General features: G+C 53.7%; 20 protein-coding genes. 11 read left to right on the top strand and 9 right to left on the bottom strand.

The window, feature by feature from the left end; all coding sequences use genetic code 11:
• Positions 1 to 144: 144 nt before the first annotated feature.
• Genes hxsB through AC5YUO_RS25930 form a run of 5 tightly spaced genes read left to right on the top strand, consistent with a single transcriptional unit; the run spans position 145 to position 4,801 of the window.
• On the top strand, positions 145 to 1,554 hold the full coding sequence (hxsB, locus tag AC5YUO_RS25950; RefSeq protein ID WP_496156661.1) for a His-Xaa-Ser system radical SAM maturase HxsB: 1,410 nt from the start codon (positions 145 to 147) through the stop codon (positions 1,552 to 1,554).
• On the top strand, positions 1,551 to 2,639 hold the full coding sequence (gene hxsC, locus AC5YUO_RS25945; protein ID WP_496156660.1) for a His-Xaa-Ser system radical SAM maturase HxsC: 1,089 nt from the start codon (positions 1,551 to 1,553) through the stop codon (positions 2,637 to 2,639). The genes hxsB and hxsC overlap by 4 nt, the downstream gene beginning before the upstream one ends.
• Positions 2,636 to 3,244, top strand: coding sequence for a His-Xaa-Ser repeat protein HxsA (gene hxsA, locus AC5YUO_RS25940; protein WP_496156659.1), 609 nt, complete (start codon positions 2,636 to 2,638; stop codon positions 3,242 to 3,244). Before hxsC ends, hxsA begins: the two co-directional genes overlap by 4 nt.
• A gap of 6 nt (positions 3,245 to 3,250) precedes the next feature.
• Complete coding sequence (locus AC5YUO_RS25935) at positions 3,251 to 4,132, top strand: hypothetical protein (RefSeq protein WP_496156658.1); 882 nt, start codon at positions 3,251 to 3,253, stop codon at positions 4,130 to 4,132.
• A 6-nt stretch (positions 4,133 to 4,138) separates the two neighbouring features.
• Complete coding sequence (locus tag AC5YUO_RS25930) at positions 4,139 to 4,801, top strand: SH3 domain-containing protein (RefSeq protein ID WP_496156657.1); 663 nt, start codon at positions 4,139 to 4,141, stop codon at positions 4,799 to 4,801.
• Between the two features lie 126 nt (positions 4,802 to 4,927).
• Here the strand turns inward: AC5YUO_RS25930 and AC5YUO_RS25925 are convergent, their stop codons facing one another.
• Positions 4,928 to 5,449: a hypothetical protein gene (locus AC5YUO_RS25925; RefSeq protein WP_496156656.1), complete on the bottom strand. Its 522-nt coding sequence runs from the start codon at positions 5,447 to 5,449 to the stop codon at positions 4,928 to 4,930.
• A gap of 150 nt (positions 5,450 to 5,599) precedes the next feature.
• Between AC5YUO_RS25925 and AC5YUO_RS25920 the strand changes: the two genes are divergently transcribed.
• Genes AC5YUO_RS25920 through AC5YUO_RS25905 form a run of 4 tightly spaced genes read left to right on the top strand, consistent with a single transcriptional unit; the run spans position 5,600 to position 9,337 of the window.
• Positions 5,600 to 6,163 carry a hypothetical protein gene (locus AC5YUO_RS25920; RefSeq protein WP_496156655.1) on the top strand — a complete coding sequence of 188 codons (564 nt, stop codon included), beginning with the start codon at positions 5,600 to 5,602 and terminating at the stop codon, positions 6,161 to 6,163.
• Complete coding sequence (locus tag AC5YUO_RS25915) at positions 6,147 to 7,538, top strand: 7-cyano-7-deazaguanine synthase (RefSeq protein WP_496156654.1); 1,392 nt, start codon at positions 6,147 to 6,149, stop codon at positions 7,536 to 7,538. Before AC5YUO_RS25920 ends, AC5YUO_RS25915 begins: the two co-directional genes overlap by 17 nt.
• On the top strand, positions 7,522 to 8,712 hold the full coding sequence (locus AC5YUO_RS25910) for a helix-turn-helix domain-containing protein (RefSeq protein WP_496156653.1): 1,191 nt from the start codon (positions 7,522 to 7,524) through the stop codon (positions 8,710 to 8,712). The genes AC5YUO_RS25915 and AC5YUO_RS25910 overlap by 17 nt, the downstream gene beginning before the upstream one ends.
• Positions 8,687 to 9,337, top strand: coding sequence for a PIN domain-containing protein (locus tag AC5YUO_RS25905; protein ID WP_496156652.1), 651 nt, complete (start codon positions 8,687 to 8,689; stop codon positions 9,335 to 9,337). The genes AC5YUO_RS25910 and AC5YUO_RS25905 overlap by 26 nt, the downstream gene beginning before the upstream one ends.
• A 73-nt stretch (positions 9,338 to 9,410) precedes the next feature.
• On the opposite strand, the gene AC5YUO_RS25900 is transcribed toward AC5YUO_RS25905, so the two are convergent.
• The 4 genes from AC5YUO_RS25900 to AC5YUO_RS25885 form a co-directional block, all read right to left on the bottom strand.
• Positions 9,411 to 10,829, bottom strand: coding sequence for an HD domain-containing protein (locus AC5YUO_RS25900; protein WP_496156651.1), 1,419 nt, complete (start codon positions 10,827 to 10,829; stop codon positions 9,411 to 9,413).
• A gap of 68 nt (positions 10,830 to 10,897) precedes the next feature.
• Entirely contained in the window at positions 10,898 to 11,482 is a 585-nt protein-coding gene (locus AC5YUO_RS25895; RefSeq protein WP_496156650.1) for an AAA family ATPase, read from the bottom strand.
• On the bottom strand, positions 11,479 to 12,069 hold the full coding sequence (locus tag AC5YUO_RS25890; RefSeq protein WP_496156649.1) for a 3'-5' exonuclease: 591 nt from the start codon (positions 12,067 to 12,069) through the stop codon (positions 11,479 to 11,481). Before AC5YUO_RS25890 ends, AC5YUO_RS25895 begins: the two co-directional genes overlap by 4 nt.
• Positions 12,060 to 13,196, bottom strand: a complete 1,137-nt coding sequence (locus tag AC5YUO_RS25885) for a radical SAM family protein (RefSeq protein ID WP_496156648.1) — start codon at positions 13,194 to 13,196, stop codon at positions 12,060 to 12,062. The genes AC5YUO_RS25890 and AC5YUO_RS25885 overlap by 10 nt, the downstream gene beginning before the upstream one ends.
• Positions 13,197 to 13,266: 70 nt before the next feature.
• Between AC5YUO_RS25885 and AC5YUO_RS25880 the strand changes: the two genes are divergently transcribed.
• Both AC5YUO_RS25880 and AC5YUO_RS25875 read left to right on the top strand, forming a co-directional pair.
• Entirely contained in the window at positions 13,267 to 14,643 is a 1,377-nt protein-coding gene (locus AC5YUO_RS25880) for a hypothetical protein (protein WP_496156647.1), read from the top strand.
• Positions 14,644 to 14,742: 99 nt separating this feature from the next.
• Positions 14,743 to 15,618: a Shedu anti-phage system protein SduA domain-containing protein gene (locus tag AC5YUO_RS25875; RefSeq protein ID WP_496156646.1), complete on the top strand. Its 876-nt coding sequence runs from the start codon at positions 14,743 to 14,745 to the stop codon at positions 15,616 to 15,618.
• Positions 15,619 to 15,690: 72 nt separating this feature from the next.
• On the opposite strand, the gene AC5YUO_RS25870 is transcribed toward AC5YUO_RS25875, so the two are convergent.
• From AC5YUO_RS25870 to AC5YUO_RS25855, 4 genes are read right to left on the bottom strand one after another with little or no spacing between them, the layout of a single operon-like run.
• On the bottom strand, positions 15,691 to 16,968 hold the full coding sequence (locus AC5YUO_RS25870) for a HEPN/Toprim-associated domain-containing protein (protein WP_496156645.1): 1,278 nt from the start codon (positions 16,966 to 16,968) through the stop codon (positions 15,691 to 15,693).
• A 53-nt stretch (positions 16,969 to 17,021) separates the two neighbouring features.
• Positions 17,022 to 18,830, bottom strand: coding sequence for a DUF2326 domain-containing protein (locus tag AC5YUO_RS25865; protein ID WP_496156644.1), 1,809 nt, complete (start codon positions 18,828 to 18,830; stop codon positions 17,022 to 17,024).
• Between the two features lie 2 nt (positions 18,831 to 18,832).
• On the bottom strand, positions 18,833 to 19,081 hold the full coding sequence (locus AC5YUO_RS25860; protein ID WP_012478041.1) for an ABC-three component system middle component 8: 249 nt from the start codon (positions 19,079 to 19,081) through the stop codon (positions 18,833 to 18,835).
• Complete coding sequence (locus tag AC5YUO_RS25855) at positions 19,059 to 20,030, bottom strand: ABC-three component system protein (RefSeq protein WP_496156643.1); 972 nt, start codon at positions 20,028 to 20,030, stop codon at positions 19,059 to 19,061. Before AC5YUO_RS25855 ends, AC5YUO_RS25860 begins: the two co-directional genes overlap by 23 nt.
• Positions 20,031 to 20,033: the final 3 nt, after the last annotated feature.

Raw genomic sequence — 20,033 nt, 5'->3', positions numbered from 1 at the left:
TGGAAGGGAGTTCGGTTCGCTTTACGGGACCGAATGCAGACGATCCACGCGTGAAACAGGACTTCCAGTTCTGTCTCTACCGTCAGAAAATTTTTGAGCAGACGTTGCCACTACGCAAAATACTGATCGAGGGAGTAACCGGCCTTGCTGGTCGCTCCTCTTAAGTTTCGCATCGGCAACGACGGGCACGTACTTTTCGCAGATGACGCCGGCGGTTATTTCAAAGCAGACGAGGGGTTTCTTGACCGGTATGCCCGCGACGAACTGAGTTCTGCCGATCTCCAGTTTCTAAAGACCAATGGGCACGCTTTTGATGAATTAGGTGACCTTGCCTATCTGGGCTTTGAACACCGTTTCGCCAGTCGCCTCTACCTCCCGTCCGAAATGGACTACGTGATCCTGGTACCCACGCTGCGATGCAATCTCGCCTGCGGCTACTGCCAGGTTTCGCGGGTGAACGAAGGTACGCCGGGGTTCGACTGGAGCGAGAAGACGCTGGCAGCTGTTTTTGAATTCCTGGACGGACTGTCGACCAGCAACATCAAGATTGAGTTTCAGGGAGGTGAACCTTTACTCCGTCTGGATATTATCAAACAGGTGCTGGCATTCTGTCGGGGTAGGTTCGATCAATGCGAGTTTGTTATTTGCACAAACCTGCAGGAAGTCTCGGACGAGGCGTGGACAGTCCTGAATGAACCAGACGTTTTCACGAGCACCTCACTCGATGCAACCCGGGAAATTCATCAGGCTCAGCGCACCGTAACAACGGAAAGAACATCTGCGTTCTTCGAGAACCTTGATGCCGCGGTCGAACGGCTCGGTGCCGACAAAGTCTCTGCCCTTCCAACCGTTGACCCCCGCAATCCTCCGACCCCAAGGGCGCTGATCGACTCTTTTGTTCACTATGGAATCCGGTCGATTTATCTGCGGCCCGTCAACTATCAGGGCTTTGCACGCAAAAGGTTTGATGCCCGGGCGAATGCTGCTGCCTGGAACCGATATCACTCCCTGTTCATCGATGAACTGATTTCATACAACTGGGATGCAAATCTGGCCGTAGAAGAATATTACTTTACGCACTGTCTAAGGCGTGTCCTGCGGTCAGGCCACAACCATCACACCGATCTCCGCAACCCCAACATCATTGGCCAAAGCTATGTTGTGATCGACTACGATGGGAAATTTTATCCGACCGACGAAGCGCGAATGGTCACCCGTGTGGGGCAACTCGATCTGTCAATGGGGGATGTTTTCACTGGTCTGAAACCAGACAAGATCAAGGTCCTGAACGGCGAAGCGATCAACAACTTCCATCCCGATTGCGTGCACTGTCCCTATCAGGCTTTTTGCGGTGTTGATCTGGTCGACGATCTATCACGTTATGGACGTATCGACCATCCAAAGCATCTCACTGACTTTTGCCAGCGCCACACTTATATCTTCGACAAGATTTTTTCCCTGATCTATTCAGAGGATCCCAAGGTCCAGAAGTCCCTCGCGATTTGGTCGGGATCTGTCCGGTTCGACCGATCATTTTCGAAGTTTCACCGATGATCGATTTGCGCCTCAAAGTTGATCCGCTACCGATCGACACTCCGCTCGTAGTTCGGCTCCGTGAAGAACTGTGCGAAGACCGAGGTCCGCACGATGCTGTTCTGCTGGATGTTGCTGGAGACCGCCGGGAGTATGATTTCAACGGCTTTTCCATGGGTGTCTATGCACGAACCGGTGAGAGTATGGACGGCGACGTGCTGCTACTCCTGCCGGGACAAGTCAGCGCCCATCGCCTGATCCGAGCTCATTCGGAGCACAACACGTTTCTCGTTACCGAGCAATGCGACCAGATTTGCGTTATGTGCTCGCAACCCCCGAAAAAGTATCACCACGACATGTTTGAGCATTTCGCTCTGGCGGCGATGCTTGCCCCATCGGGTGCGACAATCGGCATCTCCGGCGGCGAGCCGCTGCTTCACAAGCATCGCTTGTTCGAAATGCTTTCGACCGTCATTGAATCAAGACCCGACATCCGATTTCATGTTCTAACGAATGCACAGCACCTTGATGGGAATGACGTCGAACGAATCGCAGCCTTCGGTTGGGATCGTGTTCTGTGGGGCGTTCCACTCTACTCTGCAACAGCCAAAGTTCATGATCGAATAGTAGGAAAAGAGGGTGCATTTAAAACGCTTGAACGGGGACTTTCAACGCTGATGCGAGCCGGCGCCTCTGTTGAGCTTCGGACGGTTATCCTGCAACAAAACTGGAATGACCTGCCGGCGCTTGCCGAATTCATCGCCACGAGGCTGAATTTTATTTCGTTTTGGGCAGTCATGCAGCTCGAGCGCATAGGCTATGGCCGCATGAATTGGACATCGTCGTTTAAAGATACGTCTGTCGATTTTGATCCACTCGCTCGGGCGCTTGATATTGTGACAGCTCGAGGAACACAGGCTTGGCTCTACAATTTCCCGGCCTGCTCCGTCCCGGAATCCTACCGTTCCAATGCTCCATCAACGATTTCAGACTGGAAACGAAAGTATCTTGATTTTTGCGATATTTGCAGCGCTCGTGAAACTTGTGGTGGTTTTTTTCAATGGTATGATCATAGCGAGGGGTTTACTGCATTGGGGCCATTATGAAATCGCGGCTATTCCTGATCCCGTCGCTTTTGGCGGCGGGTTTTCTGCCGTCAAAGACAGCGGCCATGCCTATTGGCGAAGTCGTTGAGAAAAAGAGCTCGGTTCCAACTATCCTGGAGCGGTTGAAGCTCAAACATGTTTTCACCCTTGCGGGCCACCGATCACACCGATCTCATTCCAGTCATCGCTCACACTCAAGCCATAGATCAAGCAGCGGCGGAGGCTATAGCTATGGTGGGTCATCAACCTATTCATCACCCTCTCGATCCTATAGCCCGCCCGCGCGCTCAATCTACCCCTCTGCACCCAGCGTACCCGTAGCACCGTCCGTGCCGGCAACACCTGCACCGCTTTATAGTGCGCCGGCGACACCACCTGCCGTCCCGCTGAAACCTCTTGCAGGCAACACCGACAAGTTCAAACGGATTGTGATGCAGGTGCAAACAGCGTTGACCGCGTATGGCTATTATTCCGGCTTGATCGACGGGCAGGTCGGCCCAGGCAGTAAAACCGCGTTGATCGCCATGCAGACCGACTACAATTTGAAAGTCACCGGAACCATTACGCCCGAAGTGCTCAACGCCTTCGGTATCGTCGCTAACTGAATCACTATGGATATTAGCCAGCTTCTTTCGACAATCCGAGCGATCCCTGCTCCCACAGCACCACCGGAGCTTGAAGCAGCGCTCGCTCCACTTCCCGTCGTGCAGATATCGGCGGCGGGCCGCGCGGCAAGATTTGAACGCAATGTCACCGTCCTTGCTGGCGCAACGGCTCTTGCGATTGGCTCCTTCCTCGCATTGGCTGTGCATGGCTTCTGGGGAACCGCGCTTGCGGTTGGCACAATATTCACCACTGCTTGCTCGTTAGACATAAAAACAAGATTTAAAGCGCAACACGAGAATGCCCAAACAGCCTGGGAAGAGCAAAGAAAGATTTGGCGAGATCAAGCCGGACCCGAGAAATTCGAGAGCACAAGAAATCACTATCTGTCGCTTGGGAACATTCATACAGGGCTTCCAGCGAAAGAACGTGAGATGCTCAACGCGCTTGAACAGAAAAAGCGCGAAATTCAGTTCATCAGCTACATGAAATCCCAATCAATTGATCGTGCGAAAATTTCTGGCATCGGGCAGGGTCGCAAAGTCACGCTTGCCTCTTACGGTTTCCAAACGGCATGGGACGTTCGCAACGGACGTATTGGTAGCATACCGGGCTTCGGACCTTCTCTTGTGGGGGAAATGGAGGCATGGGCGAGTTCGATCACCAAGAAGTTCGTTTTCAACGCGTCAATCCCTACGGACCCCCAAGCTGTTCAAGACGTCAAAAACAAAATTGGTGAACAACGCGCGAAGATCGAACGCGAACTCGGCAACGCATCTGATGATTTACATCGCTTAAAGGAAGCAACAGAGACTTTTCGTAATGCGCCGCCGCAAACGATGCTTGACGCGCTGGTTCGTTTAAAACAAGTCGAAGTTGACAGAGGATAACAACCGATGTCCGCACCCTATCGAAGTTTCTGGATCATCGTTGGCATGACTGCCGGCGCTACTTTTTTGGCGCACATATCTTCCAAGCCCAAAACATCGCACGGTGAAAACACTTCTGCGCGATATCAAAATGCGAATTCGGGTTCGGTCTCGCTCGGGGTCAAGGATGCAAGCGCAGGCCTATCTGGTGATTCCCTGACAACACCGCTTCCACCTAATCCGAACAACAGCAAACTCGCGGACGAACAAAAAGTGTCGCCAGGACAGACGTCTGCTCGGCAATCTCGAAATATCGAAGAAGACCTTAAATTGGCATTCGATGTCGCAGTTAAATCCGCATTGGCGCAAAAAATCGAAAATGTCGACTCCATCGCAATCGCAACTGACGTCGTAGTTCCCCCTCTCCCGCCACTGGTCACGAAAGAGATAAAATCAACACCCCAAATTGCGATCGCTCCGGTCTCGGATCAAAAGAACGTAAAGCCTGCGAGAACTATAACCAACCTAAACATGCGCAAAGCGCCTGATCCAACGTCGCCGTTGATTGAGATATTGCCGACGGGGACCGTGGTCGCCGTCATAAAGGAGGAATCCGGATGGGTGAACATCCTTGTAACGGAAACCGGCCGAGATGGATGGGTGAACGCGAGATTCCTTCGGAGCGATTAACTCACAGGAGGAACACTGAGCTCTTGAGCGGATACGAACCTTCGACCCTGTAAAAATAGAACCAACTCGACCGTATTCTCACATTTTTATCAAACGCTTGTGTCTTTGTAGTATTATCTCAGCCATCTACGGATTTTCAAAGTTCGCAACATTGTCAAAAAACGCCACCACTTTTGCCTTCTTAAAAGGTTTGCCTTCAAACCAATGGTACTTGAAGCTATCCATGAGTTGCTTGCAGCCGAGCTTGTCGTAGTGCTTGATCCCACGTGGGAACTCCATATTGAGGGTGGGTCGGCGTACTTCGGTGCTCGAACCGTGATGCGGCCCTTGGTCAGATTCAATCAGGTCGAAACGCGCATATTTGCCATCGTGCGAGATCCAGTGCTGGATGCAATGCGTACCCGCCAACGCTGACGGCAATTTTATGGACCTTGCCCGACGCGCCAATTTCTCTGCCTGTGTCGCAAGCGACCCTTTAAATGCACCCTCATCCAGTGCCCAAAAGAACCAGTCGGGATCCGCTACCAAGACCTGCGGAAGCGTTTTGCCCTTGCCTTTCCACTTACCGAAGTTGACCTCCCCCCACATCGTCACATTCCTCCATGTCAGAAACATATCCTGGTTCAGGACATGTTTCGCGTAGGCCATTGATGGCTAAGTTTGCGAGAGGCTGTCCTCCTTCTGAAATGCCCATGCGAAGTTGCGACTTCAAGCTGCATCGCCATATTGTCAGATATTTTTCTCAGTATGTTGACTTTGTCAGCTTTTGAGATGAATATTTGGTCATTGGAGGCGATAATGACTGATGGCCCTTTCCGAAATTCAGCACTGACCACGAGATGGAAGCACTACGGGCAGGACCTCGTCAGCGATGCGGTCTCCAAGGAAGAACGCGTCACGCAGGCCTGCCACAGTGTTCTCGGCGATATTAAGTCATTCAATCGGCTTTACGCTGAGCTCGATGCTCGGGCTTCGCGCGATCAGATGGATCTTGATTCTGTGGCGGCTACCGAAACGATCTTTGACAACAATGAAAGGTCCGCACTGGGCGATGCACTAGAGCGAAACCTCTTGTGCAACCTGAGGGAAGGGATACCCGAACGGAAGTCGCTAGATTTGGCTCTCGGGCAAGCCGTCGGGGAATTCCTCGCCAGTGCGAAAAACCGAATAGACGAGGAATGTATTCGAGCGCGAGATGTCGGCGATATGAGCCGTTCGGACTTCACGAAAGGGCTACAACGAAACCGAGAAACCTTCAATGCCATAGACGTTGGTAGTGTTTGTGCGGCTCTCGAGAACGGCAACAAGAACGCTTTCCGTCGAACCGCGCGCAAGGATGTGAATGATGGACCAGATGACTGACGCTGCCTCGGACGCCTTAGAAGAGAAGCACCTCGTTACCCTCGAAAAAGGCCAGCGCGCCCATCGCCCCACGTCGCAGAATCTGGTGTTCGCCGAGATCGGCAAACACATCAGATTCGTACCAGATATTCTCGATACCTTCCATGTGGAGGGCTTTGCCGCAAAGCACTACGATTGGATGGTTCTGGCAGCCGCGATTGAATTTGCCGATCGCCGTTGGAGGCGGCCGACGTCTTGGTTGCGCAGGCTTCACGTCACCGTCCCTGTTATCGACCACGATGCATGGTCACGGCCAGACGTCCAAACGACGCTTCGCAGCGCGATGAATTTTCTTACCGGCGACAGTTGGCAATTCACGTTCATCAAAGCCACCGACCGCTCACCGATTGGATCGAAGCAGATACCGCTCGTGTTTGATCAGACTAAGACCTTCGCAATCGCATACAGCAACGGATTGGATTCACGTGCAGTATCAGCGCTCAGCGGATCGTCTGCAGAGGCATTGTGTATTCGCGTCGCCGGCACCAAACAGCGTAGGCTGGATGGTGACAGCTACTTCACGCAGATCCCTTTCAGGGTGAAAGGTTTCGAGGGCAAGGAGAGCAGCTTTCGATCTCGCGGATTTCAGTTTGCGGCTATCGCAACCATTGCCTCGCACTTGTCGGATATCACCAGGATTGTGGTTCCTGAAAGCGGCCAAGGCGCGCTCGGTCCCGTGCTCGTTCCACTTTACAATATCTATACCGACTACCGAAATTTCCCGACTTTCTTCAGAAAGATGGAGCGGTTCACGCGCGCCCTCCTTGGGGCCAATATTAGGTTCGAGCAACCGCGGCTCTGGTCCACGAAAGGAGAGACCATGGCGGCGTTCCTCGGGTTGCCCGGCAAAAAGAAAGAATACCTCGTTCAAACTCGCTCCTGCTGGCAAACCCGCAGAATCGTTAATGTAGAAGGCCGCCGGCAATGCGGGCTATGCGCAGCGTGCCTTCTGCGCCGGATGAGCCTTCACGCAGCGGAAGTCGTGGAGCCCGATGACACCTACGTCATCGCGGATCTCGCTGCCGAAGAAATTAAAGCAGCCCTTACGAAAATCTCAGATGATGCCGATCGCGATATCATGATCGAGTACGGGAGTGTTGGGGTCCGTCATTTCCAGCATCTTGCTGAGATGGCTGAACTGCCCGACACAGCATTGCGCCCTTTCGCCTCCCAGATTGCGGCTGCGACTGGGGAGCCTTATGAGCAGACCCTTCGAAACTTGAGACTGATGTTAATGACGCATGCCAAAGAATGGCGGACATTCTTGTCCGCGCAAGGTGACGGAAGCTTTCTGAGAAGTTGGCTGGACGGGGGTCGCCATGACCGCTTTAAATGAGCTCAGTCCGCAAGAAATTGGACGCCGGCTCCGGATAGCTCGCGAGACCGCTAACGTTCGCCAAGACGATGCCGCACAATCCATTGGCGTCTCCCGTCCGACCCTCGTCTCTATCGAAAAGGGCGCACGAAGGGTGCGGATCCAGGAGATACAGGCTTTAGCGCGCCACTATGGCGTATCAGTCAACGCGCTATTGCGTCGCGAGGCTGTTCATACGGATCTAGTGCCGCGATTTCGAAAACTACGAGAGACGGAGGACGAACATACGATTGAGGCTGTTCGGCTCTTCAATGACCTGATCAAGGCCGACGTCGAACTAGAGAATATTCTCGGGATCCAACGCCGATTTAACTATCCGCCTGAACGAGGTCTAAACGAAGGTGACGCAGCAATGTTGGGTGAGGCTCATGCAAGGGAGCTTCGCGATTGGCTTGGATTAGGCTCGGGTCCTATTGCCGATATCTTCTCCGTCATCGAGCATGGTCTCGGAATTCGCCTCTACCAGCGGCGGCTCTCCTCTCGCTCTCGCGTTGCGGGCCTCTTCACCTATGACGACAACGTTGGTGCATGCATCCTGCTTAATGCCAACCATCCACTTCCTCGGCGCATTCAGACCGCCTCACACGAAACCGGGCATTTCTACGGAACGAGGCGCATGCCGGAGGTTTTGGAAGACGACGAGAGGTTTCTCTCGCGAGACGAGCGTTATGCGAATTCCTTCGGCCGCGCCTTCCTGACGCCGGCAGATAGTTTCGGCGAGAGCTTCCGTCAGCTCAAGGAGATCACTGGTAAAACCACGCGCCGGCTCGTCATCCTCCTCGCCGACCAGTACGGCATCTCACGTCAGGCTTGCGTTCTTCGCTTGGAGGAGCTGGGGCTAGTTAAAAAGGGAACCTGGTCCTGGTTTGAAAACAACGGTGGCATCACGGACGACCACGCGCGAGAAGTATTCGGCGGCCAAGCCGATCGGCGCGATGCCGGCAAGGCAGATGCAGATCGGCTAATCTCACACCGCATGAGTCTGATGGCCCACGCGGCATGGAAGCGCGAGCTGATGTCGGAGGGCCAACTTTCAGAGCTTCTCAAAATAAGTAGGCTTCAGCTGCGAGAGATCGTCGATCAGATTGAGCTTGAGGAAAAAGAGACGGATGACCTACTCAAGCATTCTGAGTGACAACACCGCAGCATTGGCGCTTGATACGAGTGTGTTGATCAATCTGCACGCCTGCCGGCGTGGCGTCGAGATTCTCACTGCGATCCCCAATCGAATTTTCGTCACACACATCGTCGCCCGAGAACTTAATCACGAGACGAGCCGCCGAAACGGCGAGGAGGCATTTCTGCAGGCGCTGGCCGCGGCTGAAAATATCACCCTAGTCGATCTTTCGGATGAGGAGTTCGAAGTCTTCTTCGAGCTCACCTCCGCAGCGTCCTCTCTTGACGACGGTGAAGCCGCAACGATTGCCATTTCTAGTGGACGAGGCCTCATGCCGGTAATCGACGAGCGGCGAGGCCGCAGGCGAGCCAAGGAAATAATCGGGATCGACCCGGCATGGTCGCTCGACTTGTTGTCTCATCCGACGCCCATGGCCAGTTTGGGGGCTGACTCTACCGTCGATGCCCTATTTTTGGCGTTGCGTGATGGGCGCATGCGTATCCCCCCAGATTGCGCGGCCGAAGTAGTCAGTGTGATTGGCGATGATCGTGCCCGACAATGCACCTGTCTACCGGGATACGGGCATCTCTTCGGGGAAAAAGTCAAGAATCACCGGGAACCATTGGATCCGATGCTTCTCTGAACTCACCACAAGATCTATCTCAATAGAACCTACGACCTACCGGTCGAAGGGCCACTACGGCATAAACTCAGTTTTAGACCCGAGCCATTTCCGTCTCGACTGCGTCACGGATAAACTTCTTCAGTTCATCTGCGTTGCGGACTTTCCGATCGTCGTAATAAATCCGATGGATGTTGAAGGACGCGGCGCTAGCCACGAGGGGAGAGATGGACGCGATGTCCAGGATCTGTCCACCAACGCTCACGTTTATCTGCTGAGGATCGCCACCAACTACGCCCATCGGCTTGTAAATAGGGCGGTTGTAAGTGTCATAATAACAGCCGTCGCTCCAAATTGACGTTTCCCTCTGGAGTTTTGCTGCAACAGCCTTGCATATAGCCTCGATTAGCTCGACGCGATCTTTAGCAGTGAGATCAACGATGCCTTGCCTTAAGGCGAGGACTTCATCGGCGACCTTCCAGATATCAATCATCGGGAGGATTCGGCGATCTGAAAGTCGTGTCGCTATGTCGCTTACCGAGGCGTCACTTGCCTCTCGAAACTGGTGGAGCGCGCCCCAGAACAGAGTATCATCCAGCAAACGTGCCTGGTCGAGATTGCTTGGGTCGCGGAAAAACCGAACGAATGGGTGAGACTCCGATAGGCCAGTTGCAGGCACATTGTCTGCCGCAATCAGTTCGAAAACCCTGCTTAACAGCAGAGCGAACATGAATTCGAGCCCTCGGGTTTTCTTGTGCAAGTATATGGTCGGATAGAGTTGGAAGAGCGTCACCGTGAATTGTTCAAGCGAGATGTACGCTTTGCTGTCAACATAAAGAAAACGCGCATTGGCGTTTTCACCGACCTTTAGATTTCGCAACAGCCAATCCAGGTCGATTCCGCCGGACGATACGCCAGCAAAGTAGGCGTCGCGTTTCGCGTAATCCAGCCTATCTGCATCCAGCTGGCTGGAAACCACGGATGTGTAGATGCAGCTTTTGTCGGCCTTTTTGATGATGTCGCGGACCATGGCGGGAAATTCGGGGCCGCCAAATTTGATCAGCGCCTTGCCGATCGTAGAGTCGGTGATAATTTTCTGCGTGACCTTCTCGTGGTCTACCGCGTCTTCGAGGCTTGCGCGTTTCGCATCATCGAGCTTGTTGCGTGCAAGGAAGAACTCCATTGCTTTCTCGAAGGCGTGGCTGAACATCCCATGGCCCACGTCGTGGAGTAGCGCGGCGGCGAGACATGCTTCGGCTTTTGGCGACCAATGCCCACTTGATCCCTCGGGCTCAATGACCGTCAACATTCGCTTGGCGATCTTGTAGACGCCCAGAGAATGGGCGAACCGGGAATGAGCCGCCGAGGGGAAGACGTAATCGGAAAAACCGAGCTGCTTAACGCGGCGCAGGCGCTGGAAAAAGGGATCGGAGAGAAGTTTTTTTAGGTCGTTCTCACGCGTCCCGTTGAAATCAATGAATCCGTGGATCGGATCCTTGATTACCTTGTTCAAAAGCTCCTGCATTTTTCCCCACTATTACGCTTTATCAAAATTCTAGGTCGCGCGACCGCGCTTCCCGTCTAGTTAGACACGTGCCTCCGGACACTCGCCAAAACCTGTTTCAACACTTCGTCACCATTGCCAGACGTAAGAATTACAGGCTGCAAAGCGGCTTCTTCAGCGATAGCGCGAATTTTGTCGCCGGCTGCAACCCGAAACTCGTGGTTCTTGTCGCGCCCTTGCCCAAGACTGATTGAAGGATCAAGCTGCGTCATGACAAGCACATCGTAATCTCCGGCGTGGGCGAGCGCGATCAGACGAAGTTCCTCGAGCTGCCGGGCTGGCAACGATCGCCCTGAGATCTCTAGAGCAGCATAGAGATAGCCAAGCGCATCGAAGACCGGCCGATCAACCAGAATGGCTTCGTTGCTGAGGGCCGCTTCAGCCTCCTGCCTCATGCCTTCGGCCATGATCCACGCGGTGCTTTCGAAATTATGCTCAGTGAGGATCGGGAAGCCGCGGTCCCGAGCAGCTTTGGCAAGATCGGCGACCCGACCGATCGAAGTTCCTTCCGCGGAAAGAACAGAGCCCAATTGCTCGAGGAAGGTCGATTTCCCAGTTGAGTGCGTGCCGGCAATCCCGACCTTTACTTTCCTCATGCTCATAGAAAGCTCTCCTGCGCTTTGAAAAGAATATCTGCCTCGCGCGAGCGGACTTCACGCCCTTCGCGATCCAGCGGGGCAAGCAAAAACGCGAATAGAAGAGCGGTAAGTGCAACATCGAACTGCGCTGAGTGGTGTTTCAGCCCTGTTTGACGTCCCGCCTCAGCGGTCAGGTCGAAAGCTTCACCGAGATTCTCCAAACTGTAAGAGTCGAGTCCGGGGTGCAGCGCTCGAGCGAGTTTGAGCGTATCGATTGCTGCAGTCGGCTTCCATTCCGGAATTGATCTGCCAATGGCATCGAGTTCGACACGCGCGTTGTGCCCGATGATTACCCTTCCATCCGTCCATCTCACGATGTCCTCGGCAATATCGTCGATGCTCGGCGCATCTTCGACATCACTGTCTGTGAGACCATGTATCCGGGTTACAGCTGCACTGATCGGTTTCTCTGGCTTGACAAGCCAATGGAACGTACGGCCACTCGGCTGCAGATTGACCACCTCCATCAAAGCGATCTCGACAATTTCAGGAGGTGTCGCGCCGTTGCCTTCTACATCGACCACCCAAGCCTTTTCCCACATCATTCCCATCCGATCTCCGCCCGGCCGTGCCGATGCTTTCGATGAGGCTGCGCGCGGTCATGGACTTGGAAGTTTAACGCGTGCTGCATGAAATAGCGCTGCGCCTCGCTGCTGCCATTGACTTCGACCCGACGATCAGAAACCTCAATGCCATCGAGATCTACCAAGGACACCACACGGGCAAGGCTCCGAACAGCCTCCAGGTTAGGTTTCTGATGGTGTTTTTCGCAAATCTTACATTGGCTCTCAGGACAGATGTCGCAAATTTCGCTTATGCCGAAATGGCCATTGAAATCTGCGATGCTGTGCGCAAAGGCAACCCCGCACGACGTCTTGCGGAAAATTGGCCTCCCCTCGAAATATTCTAGTATCCGACCTTCGGCCTCACGGGGTAGAATTTTCCGTCGCGCTACGTCCGAATAAAGGTCCGGCACCCCGGCTTCTCGAAAATATGACCTAATCTCCTCTCGGTAGAAAAGTCCGGTGAAGACCGTCGCATCGGCGAATTCTGCAAGACTGCGCGCCGCCGCGAAGTTTTCTGCCGTGTCATTCAAGCCTGAGATGATCGGGCGCCAATAGAGGATTTTCTTCACGCGCGAAGCCGAACTGGCCAGCACCTCCAAGCTTCTTTCGGCGATAGCTGACGAAACAGGTTCAATCCGCTCATCGTCGATCCCCGACCACGTCACCAAGATCGTCAGCTTGAGGTTCGTCAGCGCCTCAAGTCGTTCGACGTCTGCCGGCTCTATCTTCCAACGAGTGATCACTAAGACAGGATTTCGGAAGCCGCGACTATCGAGGGCCTCCAGGGTTCTGAATAGGTGCGTCTTCACGCCGGGAAGGAACGGGTCGGTCGCCCGGTTGAAAATCTGGATTGGGGTCGTGTCCGCGCGAAATGCCCAGTGTCTTACCAGTTCTTCAACCGCAGTCTCATCGTCGACGATGAGATGAGGCCGTTTCATAGCAAAATTGTCGAACAGGTGGCGTACGCAATAGCCGCAATCAAGCGGGCATCCAACGATGTGGTTCAAGCTGAGGCCGGATTTTCGATAATCGATGTAATTCCGCAGACTTGAGGGTAGATCGTCAGGCGCACGTCGCACCGATTTTGCATTCAAGGCTTCAATTTGCACCATACATTCTTCCCCGGCCCACAACCTGACACTGAACGACAGAGACAGAAAGTTCAAGAGTGCTCATCGGGCCTTGCACGTAGAGAAGCTGGCGCCGAATTTTGCTTCTCCTGCTTTGCACTTTTTATTGGGGATCATGGATCTGGTGCCCTCCGAAAGTTGCGCTCCCTGGTGCTACTGTCCAGCGATGCAACCGATTCATCTTTTTTACTCTTGGCAAAGCGACCGCGGCAGCAAGGTATGCCGGAATTTCATTCGCCAGGCGCTCGAGGCGGCCGTTGCGAACTTGAAAGATGCCCACGGTCTGGAGATTTTTATCGATTCGGATACGTCCGGTGTGCCTGGCACTCCTCATGTCAGTGACACGATTCTTGGCAAAATCCGTGAATGCGACGTCTTCATCGGAGACGTCACATTCGTTGGCTCCACGTCGAACGGCAAGAAAATGCCGAATCCGAATGTAATGATTGAGTTCGGATACGCCCGAGGTGTACTCACAGATAGGCAGATCCTGCTCTTGATGAACACAGCCTTCGGGCCGGCCCAGGAACTCCCTTTCGATCTGGCCCATTTGCGCCATCCGACGCAGTATTCGGTTCAAGAGGATGCAAGTGATGGCGTGCGTCGCGGGCAACGTGCCAAGCTCGCGGAAACATTAACCCACCACCTGAAGGCAATCGTGGACGAGGTTTTAGCCACAAGGGCGTCCAGCAAGCCGAGCGCTGATGCCATTGCTCCTGCCCATGTTGTCCTTACCAACCTTATCCAGATGAATAGCCGTGGAGAGACGCCCGCCATCGTCCCAGGGCCACGCCTCGTCATGAAACTCGTGACAGTTCAAGCCGCCACCACGGGCTCGGTTATTCCCGGATCGCTAAGTTCAGTGCGGCCGAAATTCATTCCCGCGCGCTACACTGAGCACACCCCAGAAACCAATTCGAGGGAGTGGTCTGAATTCGATCCGCCTCAGTATGTTCAAGGGAAACCAAATCCGGAATCGCGGTGGTACCTTCGCGTCCTACGTTCGGGAGCTATAGACGCTGCTATCACGGTTGGAGAGCGGGTCGATGATGACCCGGATATCTTGGTCGATATCGAACCGCTGGAGGCCCGCGTTGTGGAGATGGCCAAACGGATGGGTGAGATAGCGTCTGCGGTCGGCGCTGGCGGGGCCATGGTAATCCATGCTGCATTAGAAGGATCGGAGGATGTTCGTTTGAGCGCCCAGCACAGATCTAGCAAGCGACTGAGAGCTCCTTTCGTCCATCTCGGAACCATCGATATGCCGTCACCATCTTCAATTTCGATCGAAAATTTGCGACAGATCCTTGATGCCATATGGCTGGCGGCCGGCTTCTCTGATGGCTCACCGCTATACGGTGATGGTATCAGTGACGATCTCCGAGAGAGCATGCTTGTTGCACCAGAAGTTATTTCCAGACGAGCTTGACGTTAAGGCCGCTTGATCACTTCACGTCAAAATCGTCACACAACTATTTCACCGATGCGGCGGTGTGTGCGACCGCCCGAGAAACCAAGAGATCACGACGTGCTGACCACCGAGAGAACCTATAAATTGGAAGACGGACCCAAAGTTCTGGATTGGGACCGCTATAGCGAGCTGGTGCAGCGCGATTGGCGCGAGCTGCTCGGCGCTGCGGAGGATCACGACGAGTCAGTCTTCCAAAAGTTTCTCGAAACGCATCCTTGCATGGTTCCCGGTGGCCAAAGCATGTCAGGACCATCAGGTCATAGCGCGTTTCCCGCCGCACTCATTACCCAACCATCCTTGCCGGGCTTTTTCGAGCAGGTCCCAGATTTTCTTTGGATCGCAACCGACAGCCTGCATATTTATGCAGTCTTGGTTGAGATCGAAGCTCCAAAAAAGAAGATGTTCACCAAAAGCGGCCAACCGACATCACAGTTCACGCAGGCACAGACCCAAATCGCCCGCTGGAAAAGCTGGTTCAGCGAGGCTGCAAACCAGAGATCGTTCTGCGACCATTATCTGATGGATGCGTTGCCGCGCTGGCGCACATTCATCCCGCAATATGTCCTCATATACGGTCGGCGGTCTGAAATTGAAGGAAACGTTCAACTGAACCGCCTTCGAGCAAACCTCCGCAGGGATGGCGAACACTACATGACGTTCGATCGGCTACACCCAATTAAAGATCATGATCAGTACATGACTACCAAGTTCCGGTCGGGCCGCTACGAAGCCGTTGCCATGCCGGCAACACTTGAAATGGGCCCGCTTTGGGCACCATATAGGTCGAATATTGAGGGTAAGGACCTCGTCGTGGACAGGACCCCCTACATGTCGGATGACCGAAAAGAATTTGTCAAAGCGCGTTTGGGCTACTGGGACAAATGGGTGGCCGACGGTCGGACCGGGTTGATGAGTATCGGAGACGCTGAGTAACGCGAGAACAGTGCCGCTACGGAGAGCTGCAGCTGCAATAGCGTTGGATCAGCGCAGGCGCCTTGCTTGCGTTTAAGCCGCCGCTTCCGACGCTATTGCGACGCATGCGCCAACCAAGACATCGAGAACCTTCTCCAATTTCATGAAGTCGTAAGCACCGCGCCGATCTTCTTGACCTCGGTACCCGAGGAAGTCGTTCATGAATTGCGTCTTCCCTTTTAGACTTCCCTGGTATGATCCGACTATGTCGTTAAAGCCACCCCATTGGACAACCACGTCAGGAAGTCCGCGCCGGTTTAAATCCAGGTAGCATTCGAGTGACGCTGCTCGTCGATTAATATCGACCATTGCTGGACCGGTCGGCCCCGTGGTTGGAAATCGTGAGAATTCATCGAGATTAGGTAGGATGCAGACGCGATAGCTCGCGAGCAGCTTGATCGCATTTGTTTTGCCGTAAGCAGCAAAACCTTCTGCATCATTGTCGTAGATGGCCACCACATTTAACGGCACCCTCATGGCGGCTAAACCCTGCATAAACTTATGAAGCTGGCCTGTGCCGGAAAACGGATAGCCTTCTTCCATATCTATGTAGCGGAAAAAGTCGGCAATCTGTGGACGAAGCAGGCTGATTGCATGCCGAAGCATCGCCGCGTCAGAGCCCCCTTCCGTCACAATCAAGAAGCAACCCCGATCACGACGTGAGCAGGTGAACTCCTCCTCCCTTGCGTAGCCATTGGAGACGAGGGGGCCATAGTCCCAAGTCACGAGAGAGGTCAAGTTTCGTGGATTTTCAGCGAGCAAGCGCATCACAGTGTAGGGGTGGAACCCGCCTAGAACATACTCTGCACTCGTGCTCTGCGAAAAAACGGTATCGGGCTCATATGACCGCCCTGCATAGTCCCAGGCATCGTACCAGGGCAGGCGCTCCATAAGTTCCTGGGCCAGTACTCTGATTGGCTGTTCGTCGTCCTCGTCAATCGCGGTCGACAAAGCGCTCGGATCGAGTTCAGCCGCTATCTCGAGTATTTCATCGAACGAGAAGAAGTTGAAGCTCGGCTCCGGCTCTTCGGCGTCTTTGGCATATTCGATCCTGCGCCGGATGTTGATATCGACAGCACTCTCGTACTCTTGTCGAGCCACGCTCAGCGTATGGCCGAGCATCTCAAGCCGAGGCAGTACCTCCGATAGCGTTGTTTGAAAGCCGTTCGGGCATTCGTACGCATAATCCTGGTCCCGCTCGATCGGCTTTCGATCCTTTTCGTGAAACAGGCGACCGTGATCGATCCCGGGATCGTTCTTCGAACCAATGAGTTCCATTTTGCCGATATCGAGAGTGATGTAAGTTCCCATTGGAGATTACCCTTCGCCGCCCGGCTCCGCTGTGATAATCAGTGAGATTGAAGTCAGAATTCGGCCATTTTGAACAGCCGTCCAGCTTGTCCGCTATCGTCCAGTCGAAGAACTATCTCGTCATCTGCGAAGGCAACGAGCTTACCCTTGGAATCGCGAGGCAGGTCAGACGCGATGACCGTCATGATATATTGAAGCTTTCGGTGGCTGACCTGCTCGCGGACAAGCTCGAGGAAGGCCAGCTTCTTTCGATCGTCGAGAGCTTCAAACATTCCGTCGTGATACACGAAATGAAAGAACGGAATGTCCTCGTAAACGCGCAGGAGCGCTAGGTCGAACAAGGCGCAGATCAGCTTCTTGTAGCTGGTACCCTCGCCTTGGCTGGAGGCAACGCCCTTTTGCCCGGCAAGACCCAGGCTGATCTTATAGTCAAGATTGTTGTTAGAGTTGATGTGAAAGAAGAAGATGCCTTCGTGGCTGAGCACTTTCTGACAGTATTCGTTAAAAATCCTGGCGAAGCGTTCATAGATCACCGTCGGCTTTTCAAGCATAGCCTTGATCTCGTCAACGACCCGGCCACGATCACGCTCTGCCTCGCGGACCTGCCTCGCAGTTTCCGCCACAGCTTCAAGCTTTTTGCGTTGCTCGCCAAGATATACAAGCTGCGCCTTCTGTTGCGTCACGTCCTTCTGCAAAGCCTTGAACTTTTCGAAGGTGTCCGTCGAGCGAAGAACCTTCAGACGCTCGACTCGCCGAGCATCAAGCAACGTCTTTTGACCTTCGGCAGCCGATAGCGCGACCTCAAGTTCCTTGCGGCGCTTACGCAACGCGGCATTTCGCTCTTGGGTGACCTTCTTCTTAAATTCCACGAGCTCGCCATACTGCTTTTTGAGCTGCGTCGGAAAATGAAGCTTTGCTTCATCGAAGATCGATTGAACTTCGCCCAGATCGAACTTGTCCTTATGGCTGAGAGAGGTGTCGATCTGGCCGATATCGTATCGTGCATCGTAGATTTGCTGATTGAGTGAGGCGATCTCGTCCTCAATGGTGTCCACGAGCTCGCGCATTATCCGACGTTCTTCATCGTCGAAGCGGAAGGCGTCGAGCTGCCCCTCCAAATCCTCGACATGCTGATAGAGGACCCCGAGCTCCGCCGTCAGTTTGGGAAGGTCCTCTTCTTTGAACTGGACCTCAGACTGCTGTTCAGCCTGCTTTTCCTGGAGTTTCGCAATGCGTTCGTCCAGCTCGTATTTTCGGGTGATCGGATTCTGATTGAAGCCAAAAAGATGAGCAACAAACGGCTTCCAATGAAGATCACGCCCGGCCTGGAACTTCTGCAGCTGCAGTTCATCACTCCAGTCGCCCTGAGAGCGCAGGAAGTAGGTGATCGCCTTTCTGTAGTCGTAAGGTTGAAGCGCACGCAAATCGAGCCATGCGTCAAGAAGCTTGATCGCTTCATCGATCGGCAAATCTGGGTGATCCCAGATGTCGTCGGCAGCGCCGTCAAAATTTTGATCGGGATCTTCATGACGGGAAAGGGCGACGCGCGTGGGTGCAGCAACACTACGCCTAATCGTGGCATACCCACCACCATTCAAGGCGATCTCGAGATAAAAGACAAAATCGGCGAAACGATCCCGATGTTTGTAGAGAAAGCTGTCCTGCGACCATCCCTTCAACATCAGGAAATCGATCAGCTGCAATAGCGTCGTCTTGCCGAGATTATGCGAATCTTTCTTTCGATCCTTAGGATGCTTGACCTCGCCGAGCACGATGTTCAGCAGATCGGCATTGGCTCCATGATTGAACCCGATCGGTGAAAGAATGTCAGGCAAATTCGAGTAAAGGCGACTGATTTGCATTGTCAATCAGCCTTGTATTCGAGAGTGTCGTTCTTGATGTGGTACTCTGCCTTACCCAGCAAAAACAGCAGGTCTAGAGCGGGGAGGAAGGAAAGTTCCCCATCCGGCCCAACCCTTCGAATGACAACACCGCGCAGCTTCTCGAACTCGCAAACGCCGCGCTTTTGCAGCTCCTTTAGGACAAGCGAGAACACGCGCAGCAGCGAGGTATCGAGGTTCAGGTGCTTCTTAGGCGTCAGCATGGACGACATCTTCGTTTTCCTCCAGCTGCTTGATCCCGATATCGCAATTGAAATACATATAGTGCAGCAGGATCGAAATCAGGCGTCGCTTGCCCTTCAAAACGTCGCGTTTCTGCTGAATTTGCTCATACATGAACAGGAAGATGTCGTCGAACGCTCCGAATTGGGCGCGCTTTGCGATGATCTTCTGCTTCAGCTCGTCGGCGGCGTCGTGATACAGCGCTGCGAACTCGTCGTTCCTCGGATTTTGGAGAAATTGCGCCACTCGGTCGAAATGCGGCATGGATTGTGCAACGATTACTTGACTATAATACTCGTCTGAAACCCCGTTGAGCTTGTTTTTCAACGGCATTTTCAACTTCTCAAAGTCGAATGCGCTCTCAAAGGCGCTTTGCCCATCGTCCTTGGTGTAGGAATGGAGCGCGCCGATTACCTCAGCCAGATCGTCTGGATTGAAGCGAAAGGGCGAAGGATCGAGCAGATTCGGCAATGTTTCTCGAATATCAGGATAATCGTCGAGAGCTAGATGAAGACGCTCGACACCGATGATGTGGGCGGATGTCACACCAAGCGCCTTGAGATCCTTAATGTATTTCTCATCCGCGCCGCCCGTATATTTGCGGTTGGCGAAAACGAGGTAGTGATCGCAGATGCCCTCGCCATTAAGGCGCTTGATCTTCCCGTGTTCCTTCGCGAGCAGCCCTGCGAAATCGGGATCGGAGCATGATTTGTTTGGCGCAGCGATATGCTTGGCCTGCAGGACGAAATGCCCTGACAGCGGTGAAGCCGTACTTGGAAAGGCGTTTGCGGTCCCGTGAAATTTTCCGTCTCGGCCGCCGTCCCGTCCCCGTGCAAAAGGCGTTACACCCTCGCCGAGCCAACGCACGCAAATGCGAACGACGAGTCTTTCGAACTCGTCCTCATTTAGCTCGTGCAGTCTATAATCGCGAGGCAGCATAGG

It is taken from the genome of Agrobacterium sp. LEGMi-208b, from assembly GCF_059511785.1.
The sequence above is the reverse complement of the archived record's forward strand: the minus strand, read 5'-3'. Positions and strand labels throughout refer to the sequence as shown.